We start from the raw sequence: 13,921 nt of genomic DNA on the forward strand, positions 1-13,921 counted from the left end.
ACCTGATGTTCGACCGAGTCGCGCAGGCTGCCAGAGCGCAACAGCGGGTCATCTGGGGTGAACCCGCTCGCAACTCGTTCTGCTTTCGTCGACTCTGCGAGGGGCGCCCATGCGGGGAACGGGCCAACGCCGGATTGATAATCACCGAATTTGGCTTCAGCACGCTTTTCGATCACGACAGCGACCTTCTTCAGTCCTTGATGCAGACTGCGGTCGACGACGGTGGCCATCGCTCCGAGATGAGCCGCGAACGACGCCAGATCACCGAATTCCTTCATCACGACCTCGGCTGCTCGAATTCCATCGTCCGGAAGTTGAAAACGTGCCCTTCCATCTCGCTGAAGATGATGGACCAGCCAGCGCGCGTGGCATCGTCGACGCTAAAAGCGACGTCGAAGGGCACGCCGTTCTTGACGAGCCAGAGTGCCTCGCGGATCGGCGTGGCCCTGACTACTTTTTTAGTGCTTCGCGGTCCGCCTCCGGATCCTGGCGCGCGAAGTGCGCCTGTACGCCAAGCATGACGGCTTCGACGCCGGCATCATCCAAGCGTTGAATCAGCGCCTCCACCTCGCTCTTCGTGCGCAAGGGCGGCACCGCGTCGCCATTGATCGCACCGACGAACAGCAGCGGCATGACCATGCCCATGTAGGCCTCGTTCTTCGCCGAGTCCCCGAGAGCCTCGATGAGCCGATATTGCGCAAGGATGCCGGGCTTGCGCAGGAGCAGCGTGCGCCCCGTCGCGTCCTGCACCGAGTGTTCGGCAACAGCTGCCCGCACGACCTCGTCGCTCGGGGTGCCCGTATTCACAGTGAGCTTCGCCATATCAAGACACCTTCACGCGGCGCGACGCCACGAACGAGACCTTCTGTTTCACGGTATCGTCGCCCGACCAGTCACCTGCGTCGTCGTACTTCAGCAGCACCCCGAGAAAGCGATACTGCGACACCGCGCCCGACACTTCGGTAACGGTTTCCGTGATCGTGCCGCCCTGCTCGTCGACGCCCGCGTAGTAGTTGTCTTCGGACTGGGCGAAGAAGTCGTCGAGTTCGGGGCCCTGTCGCTCGATGTCGAACGTGCCGGACCACCCGTCCGGGAAGCGCACATGGCGCGTGATGCCGTCCAGGCCCTTCACCTTCTTGTCGGTGATGTCCTGCTTGGCAGTGAACTTGGTGATCAGGCCGAAATTCAGCGGGCCGGTCGACGTGTTGATATCGACCGACACGTCGCGGCCTACGTTGAAGCCATTCACGGGCATGGCGTGCTCCGAAATAGAAGCGGCCCGCGCGCGGCAGGCCAAAATGCAAAAACCCGGCGCGAGGCCGGGTCAGTGAGGAAGGATGGTTGTCTCAGATGGCGGACACGTCGTACTCGATGTAGATGACGCGCGGATCGCGTGGACAGCGAATCTCTCTCGCAACCGCAATGCCGCGAGTCGCGCCATATTCAGTCATGTATCGCGTCAGCTGCCGAGCAGCAGCAGCCTTGAATTCATCCCGCTTGATTTCGACCGGCATCGCTACGCCATTGAGTTCGATCCAACCGTCAGGCATATGCTGTTGATTCGAGCGAGACTTAATCCGCTTCGCTCCTGGAAGGTATCGATCCAGGTTTGCCCAGAAGTGGTGATGCACCTCGAACTCCGTCCCTTTGGCATTCAGCGCGAGAAGGTGGCGACCAACCATTTCTGTCACGGCAACTCGCAGGCACTCAAGCCCAAAGTCGGGAAGCGTGGCAGGCAGCCTATCCCGAAGGATCGCTATGGCGCCGTGTGGATCGCCGAATGAACATTCCGCCGCATCGGCGAGCACATTTGCTACAGCGGCGGTCGCCATCAGTTCGTCTGCGCTGGCGATCTTCTTTCGTGGTGCATTCATGAATATCACCTGCGGATGCCTGGGAAATGAGGTGTGCGGCGGCGGGCGCGCCCAGGACGCGCGCTTTTCGGTCGGCCTGACCTATCCGCCACACGTGACGCCTTACGCCGGCTGCGTGCTCTGGCGCGTTACGGTGACCGATTGGCCGCCTTCAAGGTTGACGATGAATTTCTCGACGACGCCCAGGTATCGGACCTTCACGTCGGCCTGCAGGTACCCGAGAGCGATGCGATTCGGCGTGTTGTTCTTGCTGTCGCACTGCACCGAGTAGTCGTCGATCATCCCAATTTTGTCGCCGTCGCCCTTCATGCTTTCGAGCCACGAACTGATGGTCGATCCGGCCTGCCGCTTCAGGGGGTCGTTATCGCGAGTCGACTGCAATTTACCGACGAAAATGCCCATGGCGCTGTTCAGCGTGTAGGCAAGATAGTTCGTCATCCGCGTGTAGTTGTCGCCGTTGACGACCGGGTTGCTGCTCGCGTTGTGACCAATCCGCGCGCCGAACGAGTTGCCAGCCGGAATGGGATTGGTGATGACGTCGATACCGGCCTGCGCGAGCGCTTGTAGTTCAGCGCTCGAATAGACCTGGTTCTGCATCGACTTCTGCGTGCCGACGATGCCATACAGCGGCTTGTTCAGACTCGACTGCTCCGGCGAACTGTTGGCGAGGCGCCCAGCGCTCAGGCCCTGCGGCGACACAAGGCGAATAACGTTGTTCACCGTGTCCTGCCAGTAGATCCAGTCCCCGTGGAGTAGCTTGAACGCATAGGAGTCGATGCCGGCCGAGGCTTTGGCCGCAACGGCATTGGCGATCGTGTCGCCTGCAGGGCCTACGCCAATCATGTAGATCCCTTCCGACAAGCCGAAGGCCAGCTGCGTTGTCCAACTCGTGGAATCGTCGCAATCCGCGAGCAGCGCAACGCTCGTGGACGTGTTGCGAAGTGCGTACATGCCCTTGCGCGGCACAGTGTCAACGCCGAGCAGCGTCGCGCTTGTGATCGTGGCAGCGCCATCGGTACCGCCTGTGAGCGTGGTCGAACCAGCCGTAGGCGCAGTCGCGCCGGTTCCCGCCGTTGCCACAATGAACTGCGAAGGCCCACGCAGGCCGGATTGCCCCGAATTGATCGCCGCTGCGATGTTCGCCCAAAGGGCTGCACCGGTTCCGGTGATGTTGTCGAACACCTCGGGCACCTGATTGGGCATCGCGACCACAGCACGCCACGAATTCGCAGCCGAACCGGTTGCCAGCGTCACGACCAGGCTGTTTCCCAAGGTCCCGGTGTACTTGGCAGTGAACGTGATGTTTGCGGGCGACGTCCCGATGGCCGCGCTGGCGGCCACATCAGTACCATCCGTCACGCGAACGCAGCGGAAGTTGTTAGCGCCTTGCAGCACTTCCAGCGCCACCTGCGTGCCCATGTCATACTTCCGCGCCATCACCGCACCGAAATTCTGCGCGTAGTCAGCCATCCCGCCGACGATGGTCGGCGAGTTCACGGGGCCCCACTGAGCCGTGCCTACAACACCGGAAATGTTCGTCGGCAGTCCATTGATCAAAGTATTGCGCGGCGCGAGGATCTGGACGTATACGTCAGGGACGACTAGCGCGGTGGTATTCAGCGCGCCTTCTTGAAAAACCGGCATGAGTGCCTCCGGAAACGAAAAAACCGCCCGGAGGCGGCTTGAGAATGCAGGTGATCGAGCGGCTTACTTGCTGCTCTTCGGCTTGGCGGTGCCGGCTTCTTCGGCAGCCGCGACCTTCACGACAAAAGCGGCCTGTTCCGAGTCGAGTACCGCCGCGACCTTGTCGACGTCGGTGATCCGGTCGCCCTTCTGGTATTCGCCGAAGGCATGCAAAACAACGAGATTCATGAGTGCCTCACGAAGTGGGGATTCCCAGCGTGTCGATGCCGCCGACGACGAACGCCTGCGGGGCGACGACGCCGAAAGCGTTGTCAATCTGAGTGGTGGAATAGTCGATGCCGTAGATCACATCGCGGCGGTAAATGCGCTGCTTCTGCTGAGTGTCATCCTGCCGACTGCTCTGGTAATGAAAGATCGCCTGCGAGCCGTCGGGCAGCGTCGCGCGCACGAGCGGCCCGAGCGCCTGATCGATTGCCATACCTAGCCGGTCGCGGACATCGAAGCAATTGCCCCAGGCAGTGATCTGAAAGCCTTTCCGCTGGCGGCGCAGCTCGCGAATGATCGTGCCCGACGTGCCGACGCGCGCCTCGATCGAGTGTGCGCCGGGCACGGTAAATCCGGTACCTGACGACGTTGCTGGCTGGTCAACGCTGATCATCGTGGCGAGCGCGGTCGCAATCGCCGACAACGTGTCGGTCGCCTGCACGCCGTAGACGTAGGGCTTGCCATCGACAACCGCCGCGACGTTCTGCGATGCCACCACGGTGCCGCCCAGCGTCACGGTGACGTCGCTCACCGCGACGGTGACAGTCGGCGCCGCGATGGACTGTACTTCCCACTCACGAACAGTCGAGCGCAAAACGGTTTCGGTCGGCAGCGGGTAGACGGACACATACCCGATGTTGTTGGCGAAGTCTTCGCGCATCGCCTCGGGCTGTGGCCACCCGGCAAAGACCTTGACGGCGCACCCGGCGATGGGCGAGATCGGATTCGCTGTGCCGTTCGCGTACAGGTAGGCCGCGACCTGCGCAACAAGCAGGTTGCTGACGTCTGAGAGGTCGGCCATTACGCGTGAAGTTCCATGGTTGTCAGGCGCCAGCCCATGTCCGTCAGCTCAGCGCCCTGCACGACGTACCGGCGACCGAGGCTACACGAGACGGTGTCGGACGCCTGAATGATGACCGACTGCGGTACCGACTTCGGCAACAGGATGCGCCAGCCGATTTGCTGGGACGACGAAGGCAAGCCGCTGATGGACTTCTCGCGCTGCCCGAACAGCAGAATGGACGCCGGCCAGCCCGCGCCCGTCGCGTCCCCGATCAGGTAATTGTCGCCCGCGGCGCCCGGCTCGCCGCAGGGGCCGCCGTAGCCGACCGCCCCCACACCCGCAGGTGCCGCCACGCGGGACACGCGCACCGTGACGTTGCACTCGACGCACTGAATGGGCAGGTGCAACTGCTGACTGGCGATGAAGAATGTCCCGCCCGGGCCGACGAGATAGTCGCCGGCCTGGGTCAGCCTGCCGTCGAACAAGCCGTACCAGACCGGGTTACCGTACCGATTCGGCTTGCCGTAGGTCATGTCCTCGGCGTTGAGCGCCGCAAGCAGAGTCCCCTGCTGCACCGCCAAGGGGTTCGCAGCGGAAGCCGGTCGATATTGCGCATATGTCAGCCCCAGGCGCTTGGCGGCCTGAGCGTAGCCGGCGTAGATGCGGTTTTGAAGGGTGGTTGCGTCCATCGTGTACCGTCAGGCGCGGCCGAGCGCGATCAGCGCGCCGCCCGTGCCAAGCATCGGGCCCGGCGCGAAGCCGACGAAGGCGCACAATCGGCGCCGCCACTCGTCGAACAGCGCCAAGCGGTCCCGCATCTCGTTAGGGTTGTGCTTCCAGACAGCCGCCTGCTGCGTATCAAGGTTGTCGCCGGTCGCAGGAACCGCAACCTCCAACGTGTAAAGCGACGTCAGATAGGTGTTCACCATCACGGCTTCTTCGCTCGCCGACAGCGTTGTCAACCGCTGATGCAGCGACATGACCACCATCCCGAAGCGCCCGTAGACGATGTCCTGATCGTTCGTGATCGGCATGGTCGTGCCCGCGAGCGGGTAGCCCATGAACCGGCGAACATCAGTCAGTTGCGCGTCGGTGAGCATGGTTTAGCCTTCGCTGGCCTTGTTGAGCAGTATCTGCAGGTCCGCCTTCTTCGCGCCGTCCGGAATGGCGATGCCCTTCTCGGTGAGCGCTGCTTTCAACTGCTCGACGTTGAGCGCCTTGGCGGTCGGTTCCTTTTTCGCGCCGTCCTCGTCGAAAAGCTCGTGCTCGTCGGTGAGGTCCGTCTTGTTGATCACGATGTAGCCGTGCGGGTTGTCGTCAGACACAGGCGAGACGACTTTGACGGTTTCGAGTTGCATGGTCACTCCAGTGTGGGCCGGGGCCGCGGCAAGCGCCGCTTGCCCCGGTTGATTGCGGAACGCGTCGCGCCGGATTAGCCGAGCAGCGCGGCAATGTGGTTCTGCTTGATGGCCTGCGTGCCCCATGCCAGGCGCACGTGGTAGACCAGTTGCATGAACTGGCGATACACCGCGATATCGAACACGATGCCGGTCACCGGGTCGGTCACCTGGATGACGTCGTCCGCCATGTCCATCGCCTTACCGTCCGGGCCGACCGGCATTGCCGGCGCACGGGTGATCAGCTGGATCGCCGAGCGGCTGAAAGCGAGGTTCGACGTCGCCGTCGCGCCCACGGTGACGGCCGTAGCCGACGCCGGGATAGCTTGCAGCAGGCCCGGGGCCGCGATCGTGACCACGCCGGGGGCCGTCACGCCGCTTGCCACCACGTACTTGTTCGCGTCGCCGGCGAACGTCACCGTGTCACCGGCGAGCACGGTGCCCGAACCGGTAATCAGCGTGATCTGGGTGGCGCCGACGGCGTAACCAGCGGTGTCGGTGGTATAGCTCGCCCCCGTGCCCTTCGCGATCGGCTTGATGGCCGCCGAGTTGCGGATAGCCATGCCTTCCAGCTCGCCGATCATGCCCCGGCGCAGCAGTTCGTCGGTGCCGGCTTCGTTCACCTTGAACAGCACGTTTTGTTTGCCGCGCAGGTTGGCGATCGCCGACGAACCGAGGGCCAGTTGCAGGTCGATCTGCGGCGCGCCGTTGTCGTCGAGGATCTTGCGCACCTGGGCGATGTCCGACAGGTCACCGGCGGTGCCGAACGGGGCCGTACCAGGCGTACCGTAGGCACGGGATGCGTTCTGATATGCAGTCGTGGCGAGATCGACTTCTACCGCGTTGCCGAGAGTGCGAAAAGCTTGCGCGAACTGATTCATCAGCACGCCAGCGTAAGTGCCGGCGTTGTTCATGCCCTTCTGCTCTTCACCATTCCAGCGAATCGGTACGTGCTTCGACTTGCTGATGGTCATCGACACGTTGCCGATGTTCGAATCGCCGGAGTTCGGGGCAGTGACGGCCGGTGTGTTGTCTTCCAACTGACCAGGCGGTGCGATCGGGATCGTGATCAACTCGTTGAGCGCTGCTCGACCGCCGGTGCTGTTGCGCGACACCGCGGGGATCATGCCGATCAGCTCGCGCGAGACGACGTCCAGCGCCTCATAGATCGTGGGGATCAGGCCCGTGAGGGTGTTTGCCCCGAGAACCATGCCACCGCCCTTGACCGGGAAGGCGGCAGCACCTCCCATGAACTCGAACAGCTTGGAAGCGACCTTTGCCATGGTCGCCATCGGGTAGACCACGACTGCAATTGCGATCGTGGCCAGCGCCGTGCGGCGCAAGGTGGAAAGGAAACGCTTCATGTGTATGAGCCTCTTCAAACGAAAACGGCCGCGCTCGGCGGCCTTCAGTTGGGATTCGGACTGATCAGTCCTTGATCGTCACGTTCGCGTCGCGCGCAGCGGCTGCCTGCTCGGCCGCCCCCATGCCCTCGAACTCAGAACGCGTGATCGTGCGTTTGCCACTACCGCCACCGTTGCCGCCGCCACTCGCACCGCCACCACTTGCACCGGAACCCTTCAGGATGCTGTCCCGCTGGGGGTGGGCATCGATCAGGATCGAAAGTGCTTCTTCGAAATCGGCAGGTTCACCGTGGCGGGTACGACTGAACAGCTGATTGCCGCTCGCGTCCTTCGCCACAATCTTCCCTTCCTCGATGGCGAAGTGCTTACCGAACGACGCCTGAACGAAGTCCGCCGGGATGGCAACCTTCTCGCCGATAAATTTCGAGCGCGCGAAAGCACCCCCGATCTTCTCGTCGAAAAGCGCCGTCTTCAGCGAGTCTCGCTCTTTGACGACAGGTTCAAACTCGGCGCGAACGGATGCGATCGCCTGGTCCTTCACCTTCTGGACCTCGCCGGCATCCACCAGCCTCTTGTCGTTCAGGTTCTTGACCGTTTCCAACGCAGCGATAGCAGCAGCGGGATCACCAATGCCCTCAAACGCCTTCAGGGTGCCTTCCGCCTTCTCGGCTCGCTCGCGGTGGCTTTTGGCCTCGCCGTTGAGCCGGGAAATGTTCCCGACCGTTGCGTCAGCGTCGAACGGCGCCTCGCCGCCGCTGGCGTTGACGAAGACCGGCAGCTTCTGGCCGTTGACGTCCTGCGTGACGATGTTTCCTTCTGCGTCGTACTTGAATGGCATGGTGGCTTTCCTCGGGCATCCGCCCTCAATTCAGTGCGGCATCCGCCGCGTTGCGCCCGTCGGCATCCGCCTGACAAGCAATGAAAAAAGGCCCCGGGCGCGATGCCTGGGGCCTTCGGTAAATCGTGCGACGCGCGCCCACTCAGTCTTGGATCACTGGTGCGCCGGGGCGCTTGAGGTTGGCGGCAATGCGGGTCTTCTCAGCGTTCCAGTCCAGTTCCGGGCTGATCACGCCGCGCCGCTGCGCCTCTCGGAACAGCGATTCATCAGAGAACGTGCCGTCAATGTTCATGTCGCGCAGCAGCTCAAGCGATGCCTGAGCGAGCGTCGCTGCACCGAATTCCTTATAGATCGTGACGTGGCCGCCCTGTGCCTCACCGACCCATTCAGCCATCAACTGAAGCGCCGCGTCGATCGCGTCTTCTTCGTCGTGCGCAATGCGCTGCAAGGCACACATGCCCTGCTCGTTGTCCGCGAGCGTCTGGACTTCGGTCACGTTGCCGGGCTTGATGACCAGCAGTTCGGCGCCTGCCTGGCGCATCCGGTCTTCGAGATCTAACAGCGACAGGCGTCCGGCCTCGATGGCCTTCCCGGTATGCTCGACGAACTTCAGATCGGCGTCGGCCGAATCGGCCTTGATCGCCGTCGAGGCCCCGACGACGATCTGGGCGTCGCCGAGGTTCTTGGCGAAAAGAATGGGTACGCGCGCGACGTGCAGGATCGTCTGCTGGTCGCTCTTCGACTGCCAGTGCTCGACGTTAGCGTGTGCGAGTTCCATCAGCGGCGGCACGGCGGTCATAAAACCCGTGCGCTTGCCGTACGCCACCACGAACGGGATGCGCTTCAGAGTCGTGGTGCCGGACTGGTGGACCTCCCAGATCTTCTTCCCGTCGGCATCGACTTTTTCAGTCTCTCGCCACGTTTCCCACTTCCCGATGTACAGGACGCGCACCTGCTCGATCGTCTTTTCGCCAAAAGGGCCATCGTCGACCGTCGCACTTTCCAGCAGCCGCAACTGCGTGAGGGTTTCAACACCGTTGATGCGCTTCGACCGCCAACCGAGGATGTCACCCTTTCGAATGTGCACGAAGTAGGGGCGCAAACCGGCGCGGCGCTCGTCCGCGACCGTCTTCACGCCCTTCCCCTTCGTCGGGTAGTCGACGAGGATGCCGGCCATGCCTTCGGCGAGCACCGCATCCGCCAGCGCGGCCGCGTAGCTGTGAAGGCTTCGGCCCTGCAGGTCGATATCCTCGGACCATTCCCTGAGACGAGGTGGGATATCTTCGCCCAGCGTAATGGGCCGTGAGAATGGCTTTGCGGCCAGCACCTCGACCGTACGCGGGAACGCCGGGAAAAGCGTCGCGGTGCTCAACCGCGCGGAATAAGCATCGTCGGCTTCGTTCGGCCACTGTGGCAGATACGTCTTCGCCCCTGTGCGCATGGCGCGCGTGCCGCCCATCAAGGCAGCGATCAAGGCGAGATCCTCGGCCGCATCGGCGACGACTGCCGTCGGGGTGCGAACGTTGCTCATACTCGAAATCTCATTATCCGTTCAGCGCGGTGACGGTAGCCGTGCGCTTCACGATGGGCCACTTCTTAACGAGGAAGTAGCCGTTGGCGTCGTTGGGGTGGTCATGGCCGGTCTTCTTATCCGGCTGACCGTCCTCCCCCCAAACCTGCTGCTCAAGCGCCTCGGTGGTCACCGGGCACGCGTGGGTGTTGATCCGGAAGCGCCGCTCACCGGCCGCGTTCAGGATCATGGCGTTGTACGCATTCACGCGATCCTTGACAGCCGGATTGGCTGAATTCACCTCGACCTTGAAGCCGGCTTGCTTGAGGATCGACAGATCAGACTCGCTCGCGTTCTTCGAGGATGTGTTACCCCCTGACGCGTCCGGGTAGATAACAATGCCGTGCCCAAGATCGTAGAAATCCTCTTTCAGGATCCGGGCCATCGCAGGCGTGTCACGCACTTTGACCCGCTCCAGCAGGGTCAACGGCAGGCCATTGCGCACCACGTTGATGGTCGCCGTCATGTTCAGCACGTTGAAGTCCATGCCGATGTGCAGCGTTTCCTTCGGCGCGACTACCGCATCCGTGTGGTTCTTCACCCGGTCGAAGTCGGCGTAGATGCTGCCGCTGGCGAGATTCACGAACTGGCCGCGCAGATACGCGGCGATCAGTTGGGCCGGGTACGACTCGAACAGAGACGGGATGTAGTCATCCGGCAGGTTCAGCTCGTTGTCGTACGTGCTGGCCTGAATCAGGCCGTACATTTCGGCGAGCGCAGGCTTCTCGCGCACCGCCTTGACGAACTGCTGATAGACGAACTTGAAGCCTTCCGGCGTCGTCGTGACGTCGATGCCGTTGAGCAGCCCTGGCACGTTGTACCGCATCCGCGCGATGATCTTGCGCCAGGCCGTCTGGGCCTTCTTCAGCGGCATAACGTCCAGTTCGTCGATCAGGGCGTGCCCGATCTTGAAACCGACGATGGTTTCCGGCTTTTCCATCGACCGACAGATGACCGTGCCGCGATACTTACGCCCCTCGTAGACGTGAACCTCGTGATTCGTCTGGTTGATCTTGACGGCCAGGCCCATCACCGCGGCGACCTCTTCCATGGTCGGGTAGAAAATGTCCCGAATCTGGGGGTACGTCGGGGCGAAATAGCCCTGATTGATGCGCGGCCACTGCCAGAAGTGCTGACAGATGCTGGTGCAGCCGACCCACGTCTTGCCGGACCCAAACCCGGCCACGTAGGCCCGGAACTTGTGCGGCATCTGCAGGAACTCGGCCTGCGGAACGTTTAGGGTCGGGTTAGGCGTCGTCATTGGCGTCATCGGGGCGGCGCCGTGCGTCTTTCACCACGAAGGTGAACGAGCGCGATGCGGGCGGCTCGGGATTCTGCTCATCGCCGCGTTCCTTCAGGTCTAGGCGCTTCAACTCTGCTTCGAGCGCCATGTTCTGCATCGCGGCCCGCCGGGCTTCCAGCGAGGCGATGCGCGCAGTCAGTCGGTCGATGATCGACACGTAGTCCCGTGCCTTCTTGTGCACTTCGGCTTTCGCAACCTGTGGACCGCCGCCTGAGCGCTGCACCGCCGACTCGACTTCCAGCGTGCCGCCGCGCTCGCTTTCCTGAGCCAGCGCACGGGCAAGCCGGATTTTGGTCAGGCGGATCTCGTCGTCGAGGCTGCCAAGCTCGATCGCGTCGAACAGAGCCTTTTCCTCGTCGGTCAGGTGCTTGCTGTACAGCGAACCCGGCTTTGCCGCGTTCTCGTTCGTTATGGGCGTCTTCCCGCCGTGCATCCGGCACCGCCCGTTGTCCATCGCCCCGTTCTTACAGGGCTCGCCCGAGCGGGTTTTCGCCCCGCACAGTCGAGCCATCGGGGCCTCCTATCGACGAGCCCCCGGCCCGTCTTGCATGGGGTGTTTTTGCAGAACCGCTGCGAGCGGCGGCCGATCACTCGTCAGGATCGGGAAATTGAACGTCCGTCATGTCGACCTGGCCGCAGGCCGCGACAGCCTTTTTCCAGTCGCCCTTCACGAAGACCAGGACGTTCTGGTGCACCTTGCCCAGCTTGCGACTGGCGGCGAACTGCTTGCCTGCGCGAATGGGTGCGCTGCCAAGCGCCGTGAGCAGGATCGCCTCGTTGTAGAGGGTCAACCCCGCGTCGAGGAAGGCGGCGATCGTGTCGGACACGAAATTGCGATACGAGCCGCTGCGCGCCCGCACGTCGCCCACCACGAAGCAGGCGAAGCGGTCAGGCTTCAGCAGTGCTACCGAGCTTGCGACGATTTCGCGGTAAGCGGCAAGGAATTCGGGGTACTTCATCGTGGACAGGTCTTCCGGCCTGTCCGAATAGCGTTCGAGGTCCGCGTAGGGCGGACACGAGAACAGGAAGTCGGCGGCGACGCCCTTCAGTGCTTTTCCGATGTGGCGGCTGTCGCCAACCTGCCACGCGGGCGCCGGATCGTCCGGCGCAATCAGGTGAAGCTGCTCGCGGATGGCGGCCACCTGCTCGTCGCGCAGTTCCATGCCGACGTACTGCCGTCCGAGGCGCGCGGCGACGATGCCGCGCACGCTGCCGCCGGCGAACGGGTCGAGCACTATGCCGCCTTCAGGGCAGAACCACCGGTAGGCCAGTTCGCACAACACCGGGTCGAACACGCTGGTGCGGTGCTGCGCCGTGGCGCCGCGTGCCGCTTTCTGCGTCTCGCTGGCACCGCCGTATGCTGGCGCGTCGCGCCCTACCTCGGACTGAATGCCCAGCGCCAGCCAGGCGTCCTTGCGGTCTTGCCACGCCGCCGCGCGGGCGTCGAGCGTGCTGAACGGCGGCACCATGAATCGCTCGGCGAGCGACCCTTCGCCGCCCGGCCCGGGTTCGCCGGGTTCCGCGAATAGTTCGCGCAGCTCGGCGTCGCTGAAACCGATGATGGACAGGTCAAAACCGTCATCATTGAGGTCGGCCAGTTCGGCCGCCAGCAGGTCCGCGTCCCAACCGGCGTTCTCGGCCAGCTTGTTGTCTGCAAGGATGTATGCACGGCGCTGCGCCGCGTCGAGGTGCGACAGGTCGACCGTCGGAACGAAGAACGGTCGGGGGCACATTTCGATGCTCTCGCCCGCTTCCCACATGCCAGTAGCCGCCTCGATGCGGCCATGCCCGGCGAGGATCCCGCCGTCGGCAATCAACACCGAATTCGTCCAGCCGAACTGGCGTAACGATTCTTGCAACTGCTGAATCTGCGCCGCGCTATGCGTGCGCGCGTTGTTCTCGTACGCGTCCAACTCATCCGTCGACCGGTAGACGATCGCGAGTTGAGCGGGCTTTTTCATAGACGGGAAAAATAGGGGTAACGCTGAAATCGGTACATCCACGCGCCCCTACCGCCATTCCCCCGCAGGAGGTACGGGTAGCGACATATGGCGCGCTGCCGGGGTTGTTTCGGAAAGGATCGGACACTGGCCGGCTGGCCCGGGCAGCGACGCGGCGATATGGTCTGTGCCCTGTCGGGCGAATCAACCGATACGCGTCAACCTGCGCAAAATATCTTTACACAACATTGTGTATTGTGTAAGATTACACACATGACAAGCGCAGACATCATCAAACGACTGAAGGCCGCCGGGTTCACCGAAGTGTCGGTGCGAGGCAGCCACCACAAGTTTCGGCACGAGAACGGTCGAGTGGTGATCGTCCCACACCCGAAAAAGGACATGCCGATTGGCACCGCCCGCTCGATCTTCAAGCAAGCGGGCATTGACTGGAGAAGCGAATGAAATATCCGATCTACGTGTGGCAGGAAGTCGATAGCGCCTTCGGCGCCGCGTTCCCGGATCTTCCGGGCGTGCACACCGCTGCGGATACGCTCGACGAACTTGAGCGTATGGCGCAAGAGGCGGTCGAACTTATGTACGAAGACAGCGCCGATGCGATCCCGGCCCCGACCTACGACATCCACAAGCTGCATGCGCATGAGGTCGATGACGGCACCGGCTGCTGGATGTTCGTCGACATCGATCTGTCAAAGGTCAGCAGCAAGGCGATTCGACTGAACATCAGCCTGCCCGAGCGTCTCGTACATCAAATCGATGCCGTGGCCGAGAAGCGCCATATGTCGCGCTCGGCGTTCCTAGCGCTCGCGGCACAGCGCGAGATGGAACACGCGTAACACTGAGCGTCACTACATGAGATGCCTGCCGCAGTTCTTGGCTGTTGGCAGCCTCGTGTGGTTTCGATCCACCAATGCAAAAAGCC

17 protein-coding genes and 1 pseudogene are annotated in these 13,921 nt (G+C 62.7%); 2 read left to right on the top strand and 16 right to left on the bottom strand.

Annotated features, from left to right (window positions below; translation table 11 throughout):
- The 16 genes and pseudogenes from BGP02_RS05080 to BGP02_RS05155 all read right to left on the bottom strand — a co-directional run.
- Nucleotides 1–278: pseudogene (locus BGP02_RS05080) on the bottom strand (hypothetical protein); the annotation flags it as partial.
- 172 nt (nucleotides 279–450) lie between these two features.
- Nucleotides 451–822, bottom strand: coding sequence for a hypothetical protein (locus BGP02_RS05085; RefSeq protein ID WP_286798071.1), 372 nt, complete (start codon nucleotides 820–822; stop codon nucleotides 451–453).
- Nucleotide 823: 1 nt separating this feature from the next.
- Entirely contained in the window at nucleotides 824–1,255 is a 432-nt protein-coding gene (locus tag BGP02_RS05090; RefSeq protein ID WP_094068753.1) for a hypothetical protein, read from the bottom strand.
- A 91-nt stretch (nucleotides 1,256–1,346) separates the two neighbouring features.
- Nucleotides 1,347–1,874, bottom strand: coding sequence for a hypothetical protein (locus tag BGP02_RS05095; protein WP_286798073.1), 528 nt, complete (start codon nucleotides 1,872–1,874; stop codon nucleotides 1,347–1,349).
- Nucleotides 1,875–1,976: 102 nt separating this feature from the next.
- Entirely contained in the window at nucleotides 1,977–3,518 is a 1,542-nt protein-coding gene (locus BGP02_RS05100) for a phage tail protein (protein WP_286798075.1), read from the bottom strand.
- A gap of 63 nt (nucleotides 3,519–3,581) precedes the next feature.
- Entirely contained in the window at nucleotides 3,582–3,746 is a 165-nt protein-coding gene (locus tag BGP02_RS05105) for a hypothetical protein (protein WP_286798076.1), read from the bottom strand.
- 7 nt (nucleotides 3,747–3,753) lie between these two features.
- On the bottom strand, nucleotides 3,754–4,443 hold the full coding sequence (locus BGP02_RS05110) for a hypothetical protein (RefSeq protein WP_286798077.1): 690 nt from the start codon (nucleotides 4,441–4,443) through the stop codon (nucleotides 3,754–3,756).
- A 140-nt stretch (nucleotides 4,444–4,583) separates the two neighbouring features.
- On the bottom strand, nucleotides 4,584–5,255 hold the full coding sequence (locus tag BGP02_RS05115) for a hypothetical protein (RefSeq protein WP_286798078.1): 672 nt from the start codon (nucleotides 5,253–5,255) through the stop codon (nucleotides 4,584–4,586).
- Nucleotides 5,256–5,264: 9 nt separating this feature from the next.
- Nucleotides 5,265–5,666 carry a hypothetical protein gene (locus BGP02_RS05120; protein ID WP_286798080.1) on the bottom strand — a complete coding sequence of 134 codons (402 nt, stop codon included), beginning with the start codon at nucleotides 5,664–5,666 and terminating at the stop codon, nucleotides 5,265–5,267.
- Between the two features lie 3 nt (nucleotides 5,667–5,669).
- Nucleotides 5,670–5,924 carry a HeH/LEM domain-containing protein gene (locus BGP02_RS05125; protein WP_286798082.1) on the bottom strand — a complete coding sequence of 85 codons (255 nt, stop codon included), beginning with the start codon at nucleotides 5,922–5,924 and terminating at the stop codon, nucleotides 5,670–5,672.
- Between the two features lie 74 nt (nucleotides 5,925–5,998).
- The gene (locus BGP02_RS05130) at nucleotides 5,999–7,327 is read right to left on the bottom strand and encodes a major capsid protein (protein WP_286798083.1); all 1,329 of its coding nucleotides are present in this window, start codon (nucleotides 7,325–7,327) and stop codon (nucleotides 5,999–6,001) included.
- 64 nt (nucleotides 7,328–7,391) lie between these two features.
- Nucleotides 7,392–8,165, bottom strand: coding sequence for a DUF6651 domain-containing protein (locus BGP02_RS05135; RefSeq protein ID WP_286798084.1), 774 nt, complete (start codon nucleotides 8,163–8,165; stop codon nucleotides 7,392–7,394).
- A 142-nt stretch (nucleotides 8,166–8,307) separates the two neighbouring features.
- Nucleotides 8,308–9,639, bottom strand: coding sequence for a DUF4055 domain-containing protein (locus BGP02_RS05140; RefSeq protein WP_286798085.1), 1,332 nt, complete (start codon nucleotides 9,637–9,639; stop codon nucleotides 8,308–8,310).
- A gap of 70 nt (nucleotides 9,640–9,709) precedes the next feature.
- On the bottom strand, nucleotides 9,710–10,996 hold the full coding sequence (locus tag BGP02_RS05145) for a terminase large subunit domain-containing protein (protein ID WP_286798086.1): 1,287 nt from the start codon (nucleotides 10,994–10,996) through the stop codon (nucleotides 9,710–9,712).
- A complete protein-coding gene (locus tag BGP02_RS05150; protein WP_286798087.1) occupies nucleotides 10,983–11,549 on the bottom strand; it encodes an HGGxSTG domain-containing protein in 567 nt (188 codons plus the stop codon). Before BGP02_RS05150 ends, BGP02_RS05145 begins: the two co-directional genes overlap by 14 nt.
- A gap of 76 nt (nucleotides 11,550–11,625) precedes the next feature.
- Nucleotides 11,626–12,858: a DNA methyltransferase gene (locus BGP02_RS05155; RefSeq protein ID WP_286798088.1), complete on the bottom strand. Its 1,233-nt coding sequence runs from the start codon at nucleotides 12,856–12,858 to the stop codon at nucleotides 11,626–11,628.
- Between the two features lie 393 nt (nucleotides 12,859–13,251).
- Here BGP02_RS05155 and BGP02_RS05160 point away from each other — a divergent pair, with 393 nt between their 5' ends.
- Both BGP02_RS05160 and BGP02_RS05165 read left to right on the top strand, forming a co-directional pair.
- Nucleotides 13,252–13,443: a type II toxin-antitoxin system HicA family toxin gene (locus BGP02_RS05160; protein ID WP_010806546.1), complete on the top strand. Its 192-nt coding sequence runs from the start codon at nucleotides 13,252–13,254 to the stop codon at nucleotides 13,441–13,443.
- Complete coding sequence (locus BGP02_RS05165; protein ID WP_286798089.1) at nucleotides 13,440–13,835, top strand: type II toxin-antitoxin system HicB family antitoxin; 396 nt, start codon at nucleotides 13,440–13,442, stop codon at nucleotides 13,833–13,835. Before BGP02_RS05160 ends, BGP02_RS05165 begins: the two co-directional genes overlap by 4 nt.
- Nucleotides 13,836–13,921: the final 86 nt, after the last annotated feature.

The organism is Pandoraea sp. 64-18 (genome assembly GCF_001899225.1).
Classification (GTDB): Bacteria; Pseudomonadota; Gammaproteobacteria; order Burkholderiales; family Burkholderiaceae; genus Pandoraea; species Pandoraea cepalis.